Consider the following 10596-nt stretch of genomic DNA (forward strand, 5'->3'; position numbering starts at 1 on the left):
TCCGGCTTCTCGTGCGCCACCGCAGCCCCACCGCCTGGTGCGCGACCACCTGACTACCAACCAAGCACTTGCTAGGTTACTCTCGAAGCCATGAGTGATGCCGTCATCCCATCCGCGCTCAAGCCCGACGAACTCGGCCCGGAGACCACACCGGTGGCCTACGAAACCGATTCGACCGGCTCGATAGCGTATGTGACCCTCAATCGCCCCGAGTACCGCAATGCGCAGAACTCGGTGATGACCTACTCGCTCGACGCCGCATTCCGCCGCGCGGTCGACGATGCCGCGGTCAAGGTCATCGTTCTCCGAGCGAATGGCAAGCACTTCTCCGCCGGCCACGACATCGGCACACCCGAACGCGACTTCGACACCTTCTATGACAACGCCGCGACACTGTACTGGGATCACACCGACCGCAGCGGCGGCGATCAGCGTCTCGCCCGTGAGATCGAGGTGTATATGGGTATGTGTCGTCGCTGGCGCGAGATTCCCAAGCCGGTGATCGCTCAAGTCCACGGCGCATGTATCGCTGGTGGTCTGATGCTCGCCTGGATCGCCGATTTCATCGTCGCGGCCGATGACGCGTTCTTCTCCGATCCCGTTGTGCGCATGGGCATTCCGGGTGTCGAATACTTCGCGCATGCCTTCGTTCTCGGACCACGTCGCGCCAAGGAGATCTTGTTCACCGGCGAAAGATTCACCGCCACACAGGCTGCCGACTGGGGCATGGTCAATCATGTTGTGCCGCGCGATGAGCTGGCCGCAAAGGTCGATGGCATCGCGACGTCGATCGCCGAGATGCCCCAACTGGGTCTCGCTCTGACCAAGAAGGCCGTCAATATCTGCGAAGACCAGATGGGCTTTCGCAATTCGATGGACTCCGTCTTCGGCTGGCACCACTTTGCGCACTCGGCTAATGCCGAAGCAGCAGGCGGGGATTCACTCGGCGGAATGGACGCCAAGTCGATGAAAGCTTCAGCCGAGCAAGGTCGCCGCTGACATGGACCTACTCTTCGACGATGCCGCGCAAGCCTTCCGTGCCGAGGTGCGCGAGTGGCTCGCGGCGCACGTTCCGTCCACGCCGCTCCCCTCCATGGACACTGCCGAAGGCTTTGCGGCACACCGCGAGTGGGAAGCGACGATGGCAGCCGACCGGATGTCGGTGGTCAGTTGGCCCGAAGAGTACGGAGGTCGCGACGAGCCCCTGTTGCACTGGGTGATCTTCGAGGAGGAATACTACCGATCCGGAGCACCGGGCCGAGTGAGCCAGAACGGCATATTCTTACTCGCCCCAACACTTTTCGAACATGCCACACCCGAGCAGCTGGCCCGCATCATGCCCCGGATGGCACGTGCCGACGATATCTGGGGCCAGGCGTGGAGCGAGCCCGAGGCAGGCAGTGACTTGGCGTCGCTGCGCTCGACCGCGACTCGCACCGAGGGCGGCTGGTTACTCAACGGGCAGAAAACCTGGAGTTCACGCTCGAGTTTCGCCGATCTCGCATTCGGACTGTTCCGCTCGGATAATGCCGGGGCGAGCGAAGCGACGGGGAATGTTGCCGGGGCGAGCGAAGCGACGGGGAAAGTTAAACGCCATCAGGGCTTGACCTATTTCATGTTCGACCTGCGGGCTCCAGGTGTGACAGTCCGCCCGATCGCACAACTCGACGGCGAACCAGGCTTCGCGGAGTTGTTCTTGGAGAACGTCTTCGTGCCCGATGATCCGGCCAATCCGGGCGAGTCCGGGGTAATCGGTGAGGTGAACAACGGCTGGAAAGTCGCCATGAGCACCGCGGCCAACGAGCGTGGCCTCTCATTACGTTCGCCCGGACGGTTCCTAGCGACCACCGATCGACTGGTCGATCTGTGGCGCGCGCACTATGCGGACGTACCCACCACTGCCGCAACCGATCTCGGGGTGGCCGATGCGTGGATCGGTTCGCGCGCTTACGAATTGTCGACCTATGCGACAGTCAGCCGCTTGGCCGCTGGCGGCCAGCTCGGTATGGAGTCCTCGATCAATAAGGTCTTCTGGTCGCAGTGGGATATCGCCGCGCATGAAACCGCACTCGATCTGCGGGGAGCCGACGCCGAGTTGGCGGACAACTGGACCGATGGCTATCTGTTCTCGCTATCCGGGCCGATCTACGCCGGTACCAACGAGATTCAGCGCAATGTGATCGCTGAACGGTTACTCGGTCTCCCTCGGTGACCAGGAAGACGTGAGATGAAATTCCTCCTCAAAGAAGAACACGACGATCTGGCCGCCGCGATTGACGCCATGCTTGCCAAGGCCGATGTCGCCACCGCTGCGCGCGCCTGGGCGGACGAAAAATACGAAGCGGGACTGGACATCTGGCAGGCACTTACCGATATCGGCGTAGCCGGGCTGCTGGTCCCCGACGAATACGGTGGAAGTGGCGCAGGTGCCGTCGAGATGGTCGTCGCCGCCGAGCAATTGGGTCGGCACGCGGTCCCGGGACCGGTCGCCGAAACATTGGGCGGCGTCCCAATATTGTTGCGCGACACCGGCTCAGTCCAACAACTCGAGGCCCACGCGCGTGGCGATCTCACTACCCTAGCGGCGGCTCCATTCGCCCCACGCGCCGTGGACACCGAAGTAGCCACCGCATATCTGCTCGACGGCGCCACGCTGTCCGAGGGCATCGCCGGGCAGCTGAAACAATCGGTCGACCCCACGCGCCGCCTGGCGACACTGACCGCGGGTGAGGTCCTCGATACCAACGTAGACGGTTCGGCCGCAATCGATTACGCGGTGCTGGCCACCGCCGCACAACTACTGGGTATGGGCCAGACGATGTTGACGATCGCAGCGGATTACGCCAAGTCGCGCAACCAATTCGGCAAACCCATCGGTTCTTTCCAGGCAGTCAAACACCACCTGGCCGACGTCGTGGTCGCGCTGGAAATGGCTCGCCCACTAGTGCTCGGTGCGGCGCTCGCACTCGACGGGCAGGTACCCGACACCGTGCTGGTTACGCGCGAGGTCTCCGCCGCGAAGGTCGCGGCCGGCGATGCCGCGTATCTCGCCGCGCGCAAATCACTTCAGGTGATGGGCGCGATCGGTTACACCGCCGAACACGACATCTCGCTATTCATCACGAAGACTCGTGCACTGGTAAGCACCTGGGGTACCGGGGCACTACACCGGGAACTCATTCTCGAAAGCTTGCGCCGCACCGGGACCAGCGAGACGCCGCGATGACCAACGCTGCCGCGGTGTCCGCGCAAGAGGTTGCCGCACTACGGGATTCAGTTCGCGAGGTCATCCGCCGACGAGGTGACCACGCGCTGCGGGATGCGTTCGGCTCCGCATCGCGATACGACGCGGACCTGTGGACTACGCTCTGCCAACAGGTGGGAGTCGCCGCGCTCGCGATCCCCGAGGAGTACGGCGGCGTTGGCGCATCCTGGTTGGAAACCGCTGCGGTGACCGAAGAGCTCGGCGGATCGCTGTCGGGCGTGCCGATGTTGGCATCTGCTGTGATGGCGACCGGCGCTTTGCTACTGAGCGGCGACGATGCCGTCTGTACGCAATTGCTACCCGATCTGGCAGACGGGTCACGCACCGCGGCGCTATGCTGGTCCGCGCACCAGGATTGGAATCGCTCCGGAGTCGCCGCCGACGCCGGATTACTCACCGGCACAGCCAATTACGTGATCAACGCCGAATCCGCCGATCTGCTGGTGGTGTTCGCCGGTTCCGCCGCCGACACTCGTCCGGCCACGCTGCATTACGTCGACGCGGCGACCGCGGGCGTAGATGTCACACCACTCCCGGTTCTCGATCCGACGCGGCCGATGGCCCGCGTCACCTTTAACGATGTTCCGGCAAGCGCGGTGTCCTCCGACCCGGGCGTATTCAGCCGACTGCGGGACCTGACCTGGGCATTGCTGGCAGTAGAGCAGGTCGGTGGAGCGGCCGCAGCACTCGACCTCACCGTCGAATACACCAAGTCTCGCAAGCAATTCGGACGAGTTATCGGTTCCTTCCAGGCGCTTAAGCATCGGATGGCCGATATGTACGCCGACGTCGAGACGTCGCGGTCGATCGCATACGCGGCGGTCGAAGCGATAGTTTCAGGTGCCGCCGACGCCAGTGAAGTGGCAGCGTCTGCCCATGTCTATTGTTCCGAGGCATTTCGTCGGGTAACCGGCGAGGCCATCCAACTTCACGGCGGCATCGGCATCACGTGGGAACACGACATCCAACTGTATTTCAAACGGGCACAGGGAAGTTCGCAATTGTTGGGTCAACCGCACGAGGTGATCGCGGAGCTCAGCGCCAACCTCTGACCGCGTGGGGCCAAGCTCCAAGTGTCGCACGGGCCGATCTACCCAACTAGATCCTCATACCGATACTCGGTCGAAATCGATTGTCCCGCACCGTGTGCGCTCGCTTCGCGCTGCTGCAACTCGACACGGCGGATCTTGCCCGAGATAGTCTTGGGCAACTCGAAGAACTCGACGCGGCGCACCTTAAGATAGGGCGCCAGGTGATCGCGCGAATACTCGAGTATCGCCTTGGCGGTCTCCTCATTCGGTTCCCATCCGGCAGCCAGACTGACATACGCCTTGGGTACCGCCAGCCGAGTATCGTCTGGCTGCGGTACCACCGCCGCCTCGACCACCGCCGGGTGCTCGATGAGCACACTTTCCAGTTCGAATGGCGAGACTTTGTAATCCGAAGACTTGAAGACGTCGTCGATGCGTCCGACATACGTGATGTACCCATCCGAATCACGTTGCGCCACATCGCCGGTGTGGTAGTAACCACCGGCCATCACCTGTTCGTTCCGTGCCGGATCGCCGAGATAGCCGGTCATCAGATTCATCGGATTCCGGGACAGGTCCAAGCAAATCTCACCCTCGTCACCGAGCTCGCCGGTCAGCGGATCGACTAGCACCACCGGCACGCCCGGCATCGGTCGCCCCATCGATCCGGCCTTCACCGGTTGGCCAGGCGTATTGCCCACCTGAAGGGTTGTTTCCGTCTGCCCAAAACCGTCGCGAATCGTCAGCCCCCACGCCTGCTCCACCTGTCGGATCACGTCGGGATTCAACGGCTCGCCCGCGCCGAGAACTTCCCGCAGTCCCGTGGGTTTCGCGCCAAGGTCCGCCTGAATCAGCATGCGCCACACCGTCGGTGGCGCGCAGAAGGTATTTACCGCCGCCCTGTGCAATTGCCCCAGCAGAGCCGCGGCGTCGAATCGCGAGTAGTTGTAGACGAAGATCGTCGACTCCGCGATCCACGGCGCGAAGAAGCAACTCCACGCGTGCTTGGCCCATCCGGGAGAACTGATCGCTAGATGTACATCGCCGGGACGCAATCCGATCCATGCGACGGTGGTGAAATGTCCTACGGCATAACTGATCTGCGAATGCTCCACGAGTTTCGGTTTGCTTGTGGTGCCTGACGTGAAGTAGATCAGCATCGGCTCGTCGACGGAGGTCACCGACTCGAACGGTCCCGCCGACTCGACGTCGGCCGAGTCGGAATACGAATGCCAACCACTCTCCTCACCGCCGACGACAATCCGCAGGTAATCGCCATCGATATCGGTGAACTTGGATGCATCTGCGAGATTCGTTATGACACAACGTGCTTGGCCGCGGTCGATGCGGTCGCGCAAGTCGTCGGGCCCAAGTGCCGCAGTCGTCGGCATCACGATGGCGCCCAGTTTCATTACCGCGAGCATTACCTCCCACAACTCGACCTGGTTGCCGAGCATCAGAATCACTCTGTCGCCCTTTGTGATTCCCAATCCGGAGAGCCACGTGGCTACCTGATCCGAACGCCGTGCCATCTCATCAAAGGTCACCTTGAGGTCGGAGCCGTCCTGCTCGGCGATCCAGAGTGCGATGCCGTCGTTTCCGCGCGCGAATGCGTCGAACCAGTCGATCGCCCAGTTAAAAGAACCCGTCAATCGCGGCCAGCGAAATTCGGCGACGGCGCGGTCGTAGTCGCTGATCGTTTCAATCAGCTGGTCACGACTGAGGCGATAGAGGTCGGTGTTGGTAGACATGCCTTTATGATCCACGTCACATCGTCAGTCGACCACCCTCCGAAGAGGGTATCCGTTCACGCCGTGGCTGAAGGAGGCGCCGGAGTCAATCTCCGTCGAGTCCAAGTTCGGACTTGACGTCTTCCCATTTGTGGCGCTCACCGTTGTCATTGGCGATAGCCTCGCGAAGAGCATCCGCGTCAGCTTCGTCTTCAAGTTGTTCGAAATAGGCGAGGTCATCGGCGCTGACGAGGGCGGCGGCCGGCTTTCCGTGTCGGGTGATGATCACTCGTTCACCGGTGTAAGCGGTGCGAGCGATGGTGTCGCCTAGCGTGGCACGCAGGTCTGCGACTGCGATTTCGGTATGTGCGGTGCTCATGTCACCAAGATAGACCTTATGCCCAAACTGTATCAACTGAACTCTTTGTACAAAAAGTACAATAGGGCTACGGTGTGACCGTGAGCAGGTACACGGTCAACATCACCAGCACCGCTCGCAAAGAGCTGGCCAAAATCGTCCGTGCTAACGCGCAACTCGGCAAGCAACTCGGCAGCGCAATAGACGCACTCGCCGACAATCCACGACCCCACGGCTGCAAGAAGCTCCAGAGTGTCGAGGGGTACCGCATTCGCGTTCGCGAGTACCGCGTGCTCTATACGGTCAGCGATGCGGCAATCACCGTGCAGGTGTTCCGCGTTTCTAAGCGCGGCGCGGCGTACTGACACCTACGACGGTCCGGACCTGACCTAGGCTACGAGCATGAACAGGGCGGCCGACGTGCTACTCGCGTTGTTATGGGTAGCGGGTCAGGTATGCACTGCTGTCGCGATGTTCGCGATCGCTCTGGCCGGAACTATGGGAACCGCGAACTGTAATCGTCCCGACCCGTGCGGCAGTCAAACGTGGCTGGACGTCGGATGGTGGTTCGGCGTGGGAACTGTCATCGTGATCCCACTCACCTCGTGGATATTCGCTGTCATTCGCGGTAGCACCGGACGCTGGGGATCGCCGATGATTCTGATCGGTCTCATCGTGATGATTATCGCCGCGTTCATCATGTTCCAGATGTTCCTTCAGGCGGGCCCGGTTTCCGACCCGTGAGGGCGGACAAAAACCAGCGGCGCAATCCTCAATCAGATTGCGCCGCTGGCGTATTCAATTGTTATACCTAGCTCGCGTCGGCCTCGCCGCCGGCGGTCTTGGACATTTCGATCGGGGTATCGGGCACCTCGCGCGGCTTCTCCGAGCCCGCGAAAGTGAACTTCGCGTCCTCACCGTCTCCTTCGCCGTCCCAGTTCTCGACGTCAACGAGCACGATCTGACCCGGCGTGATGTCGCCGAAGAGGATCTTCTCGGAGAGCTGATCCTCAATCTCGCGCTGGATGGTGCGACGCAGCGGACGGGCGCCGAGCACCGGGTCGAAGCCGCGCTTGGACAGTAGCGACTTCGCCTTGTCGGTGACCTCGATGGCCATATCCTTGTTCTTGAGCGCACCCTCCACGCGGTTCAGCATGAGGTCGACCATCTGGATGATCTCCTCCTGCGTCAGCTGGTGGAACACGACGATGTCGTCGATACGGTTCAGGAACTCGGGCCGGAAGTGCTTCTTCAGCTCGTCGTTGACCTTGAGCTTCATCCGCTCGTAGTTCGACGTCGAGTCGTCACCCTTGGTGAAGCCCAGTCCAACCGCCTTGGAAATGTCGCTGGTACCGAGGTTCGAGGTGAAGATCAGCACGGTGTTCTTGAAGTCGACGGTGCGGCCCTGACCGTCGGTGAGGCGGCCGTCTTCGAGAACCTGCAACAGGGTGTTGTAGATCTCCTGGTGAGCCTTTTCGATCTCGTCGAACAGCACCACCGAGAACGGCTTGCGACGCACCTTCTCGGTGAGCTGGCCCCCCTCTTCGTACCCGACGTAGCCGGGAGGCGCACCGAACAGACGCGACGCGGTGAAGCGGTCATGGAACTCGCCCATATCGATCTGGATGAGCGCGTCGTCGTCGCCAAACAGGAAGTTAGCCAACGCCTTTGACAACTCGGTCTTACCGACACCCGACGGTCCGGCGAAGATGAACGAACCCGACGGGCGCTTGGGGTCTTTCAGACCGGCACGCGTACGGCGGATCGCCTTGGACACCGCCTTGACGGCGTCCTCTTGGCCGATGATCCGCTTATGCAGCTCATCCTCCATGCGGAGCAGACGGGTGGTCTCCTCTTCGGTGAGCTTGAAGACCGGGATGCCGGTCCAGTTGCCGAGCACTTCGGCGATCTGCTCGTCGTCGACCTCGGCCACGACGTCCATATCGCCACTGCGCCACTGCTTTTCGCGCTCGGCACGCTCGGCGACGAGGGTCTTCTCCTTGTCGCGCAGGCTGGCTGCCTTCTCGAAGTCCTGGGCGTCTATCGCCGATTCCTTCTCCTTGCGCGCATCGGCGATGCGATCGTCGAATTCGCGCAGGTCTGGCGGCGCGGTCATCCGGCGGATACGCATACGTGCGCCTGCCTCGTCGATGAGGTCGATCGCCTTGTCCGGCAAGAAGCGGTCGTTGATGTAGCGGTCGGCCAGTGTCGCCGCGGCCACCAACGCGCCGTCAGTGATGGACACGCGGTGGTGCGACTCGTAACGGTCGCGCAACCCCTTGAGGATCTCGATGGTGTGTTCCACCGAGGGCTCGCCCACCTGGACCGGCTGGAAACGCCGTTCGAGGGCGGCGTCCTTCTCGATGTACTTGCGGTACTCGTCGAGGGTGGTCGCGCCGATCGTCTGCAACTCGCCGCGGGCCAGTTTCGGCTTGAGGATCGACGCGGCGTCGATGGCACCTTCGGCTGCGCCCGCACCAACCAGCGTGTGCAGCTCGTCGATGAACAGGATGATGTCGCCGCGGGTGTTGATCTCCTTGAGGACCTTCTTCAGGCGCTCTTCGAAGTCACCGCGATAGCGGCTGCCAGCGACCAGCGACCCGAGGTCGAGGGTGTAGAGCTGCTTGTCCTTGAGCGTCTCGGGCACGTTGCCGTTGACGATCGCCTGCGCCAGACCTTCGACGACGGCGGTCTTGCCGACGCCGGGTTCGCCGATGAGAACCGGGTTGTTCTTGGTACGACGGCTCAGCACCTGCATGACCCGCTCGATTTCCTTTTCCCGGCCGATGACCGGGTCGAGCTTGCCTTCGCCAGCGGCAGCGGTCAGGTTTCGACCGAACTGATCGAGGACCAGCGACGTCGAGGGGCTGCCCGCTTCGGTGCTGCGGCCGCCGGTGCCGGCTTCCTGCGGCTCCTTGCCCTGGTAACCGCTCAGCAACTGGATGACCTGCTGGCGGACCCGGTTCAGGTCGGCGCCGAGCTTGACGAGGACCTGTGCGGCAACGCCTTCGCCTTCGCGGATCAGGCCGAGCAGGATGTGCTCGGTGCCGATGTAATTGTGGCCGAGCTGAAGCGCCTCACGCAGCGACAACTCGAGAACCTTCTTGGCACGCGGGGTGAAGGGAATATGTCCCGACGGCGCCTGCTGGCCCTGGCCGATTATTTCCTCGACCTGACTGCGGACACCCTCGAGCGAGATGCCAAGCGACTCGAGCGCCTTGGCGGCAACGCCTTCACCCTCGTGGATCAAACCCAGCAGGATGTGCTCGGTGCCGATGTAGTTGTGATTGAGCATGCGCGCTTCTTCTTGGGCCAAAACCACAACCCGCCGAGCGCGATCGGTGAACCGTTCGAACATCGTTCTCCCTTTTCGTTAAAGCCTTCGACCCAGCCGCGTGACACGACAAAAAGCCTGCTTGTCTCAAGTCTAGTGGTCACGTGAACTACGCCTGCAGTTAATGTCCACCCAAACGATTGACGCCGGGGTGAGACTGCGGGTCTTGCAAGCCTCAACGTCGCAGGCAGAGCAACTGTTCCGCAGTTGCTACGCCCTGAGCGAACGGGCCTCACGGCGTGGTCGCCAGCGCCGATATCAGCTGTTCAATGACATCGCGGGTCTCCCGGCGGGCACGAACCGGGTCGTCGGCACGGGAGATATAGAGCGCCAATTCGTCGACGGCGCCGATCACCAGATGCGCCAACGGACGCAACGGTTGCCGTCGCAACTGGCCCAATTCGACCGCCTGCCCCAACACCGCTTCGACCACACTGAACCCATACTGCTCACCCCGCGCACGCCATTCTTGCCAACCGAGTACCGCGGGGGCATCGATCAGAATTATTCGGTTGAGCGCGGGATCGGCGAGCTGTGCGACGAAATCGTCGAAGCCGATGACCAGCGCCCCGAGCGGATCGTCGGGATCTGCCTTCGACATCGCCGACGCCGTCGCCGCGATGACCTCACTCTCGACATCGTCGAAAACCGCCGCGAAAAGGCCAACTTTGTCGTCGAACTGGTGATAGAGCGCACCTCGGCTCACGCCGGCGGCGTCGACGATCATCTGCGTACTCACCGCCGCGAAACCGTGCTCGGCAAAAAGTCCGCGCGCAGCTTTTCGGAGCGCCTGTCGGGTGGCAGCGGTACGCTCCGCCTGAGTTCGCCGGTTGACTTTCATACAGAGTGTTTGTAACTTTCATGCAAGGTGTTTGTAA

Annotated in this window: 10 protein-coding genes; 6 read left to right on the plus strand and 4 right to left on the minus strand. The window is 62.0% G+C overall.

Annotated features, from left to right (window positions below; genetic code table 11):
- The first annotated feature begins 90 nt into the window (after positions 1 to 90).
- From GOEFS_RS17640 to GOEFS_RS17655, 4 genes are read left to right on the plus strand one after another with little or no spacing between them, the layout of a single operon-like run.
- The gene (locus GOEFS_RS17640; protein WP_007319305.1) at positions 91 to 999 is read left to right on the plus strand and encodes an enoyl-CoA hydratase; all 909 of its coding nucleotides are present in this window, start codon (positions 91 to 93) and stop codon (positions 997 to 999) included.
- A gap of 1 nt (position 1000) precedes the next feature.
- The gene (locus GOEFS_RS17645; protein ID WP_007319306.1) at positions 1001 to 2212 is read left to right on the plus strand and encodes an acyl-CoA dehydrogenase family protein; all 1212 of its coding nucleotides are present in this window, start codon (positions 1001 to 1003) and stop codon (positions 2210 to 2212) included.
- 15 nt (positions 2213 to 2227) lie between these two features.
- Positions 2228 to 3226: an acyl-CoA dehydrogenase family protein gene (locus GOEFS_RS17650; RefSeq protein WP_007319307.1), complete on the plus strand. Its 999-nt coding sequence runs from the start codon at positions 2228 to 2230 to the stop codon at positions 3224 to 3226.
- A complete protein-coding gene (locus GOEFS_RS17655) occupies positions 3223 to 4317 on the plus strand; it encodes an acyl-CoA dehydrogenase family protein (RefSeq protein WP_007319308.1) in 1095 nt (364 codons plus the stop codon). Before GOEFS_RS17650 ends, GOEFS_RS17655 begins: the two co-directional genes overlap by 4 nt.
- Before the next feature lie 38 nt (positions 4318 to 4355).
- Here GOEFS_RS17655 and GOEFS_RS17660 read toward each other — a convergent pair whose 3' ends face one another.
- Both GOEFS_RS17660 and GOEFS_RS17665 read right to left on the minus strand, forming a co-directional pair.
- Positions 4356 to 6047, minus strand: a complete 1692-nt coding sequence (locus GOEFS_RS17660; RefSeq protein ID WP_040525434.1) for an AMP-binding protein — start codon at positions 6045 to 6047, stop codon at positions 4356 to 4358.
- Between the two features lie 85 nt (positions 6048 to 6132).
- Entirely contained in the window at positions 6133 to 6405 is a 273-nt protein-coding gene (locus GOEFS_RS17665) for a type II toxin-antitoxin system Phd/YefM family antitoxin (RefSeq protein WP_040525436.1), read from the minus strand.
- Between the two features lie 80 nt (positions 6406 to 6485).
- Between GOEFS_RS17665 and GOEFS_RS17670 the strand changes: the two genes are divergently transcribed.
- Positions 6486 to 6749 (plus strand): type II toxin-antitoxin system RelE family toxin, encoded by a 264-nt coding sequence (locus GOEFS_RS17670; RefSeq protein ID WP_040525444.1) that lies wholly within the window; start codon positions 6486 to 6488, stop codon positions 6747 to 6749.
- 37 nt (positions 6750 to 6786) lie between these two features.
- Positions 6787 to 7128 (plus strand): hypothetical protein, encoded by a 342-nt coding sequence (locus tag GOEFS_RS17675; RefSeq protein WP_007319312.1) that lies wholly within the window; start codon positions 6787 to 6789, stop codon positions 7126 to 7128.
- Positions 7129 to 7195: 67 nt separating this feature from the next.
- Here GOEFS_RS17675 and GOEFS_RS17680 read toward each other — a convergent pair whose 3' ends face one another.
- Together GOEFS_RS17680 and GOEFS_RS17685 are read right to left on the minus strand one after the other, a co-directional pair.
- Positions 7196 to 9742, minus strand: a complete 2547-nt coding sequence (locus GOEFS_RS17680) for an ATP-dependent Clp protease ATP-binding subunit (protein ID WP_007319313.1) — start codon at positions 9740 to 9742, stop codon at positions 7196 to 7198.
- 208 nt (positions 9743 to 9950) lie between these two features.
- Complete coding sequence (locus GOEFS_RS17685) at positions 9951 to 10559, minus strand: TetR/AcrR family transcriptional regulator (protein WP_007319314.1); 609 nt, start codon at positions 10557 to 10559, stop codon at positions 9951 to 9953.
- Between the last annotated feature and the right edge of the window lie 37 nt (positions 10560 to 10596).

Origin of the sequence: Gordonia effusa NBRC 100432 (assembly GCF_000241305.1) — a bacterium.
GTDB classification, from domain to species: Bacteria; Actinomycetota; Actinomycetes; order Mycobacteriales; family Mycobacteriaceae; genus Gordonia; species Gordonia effusa.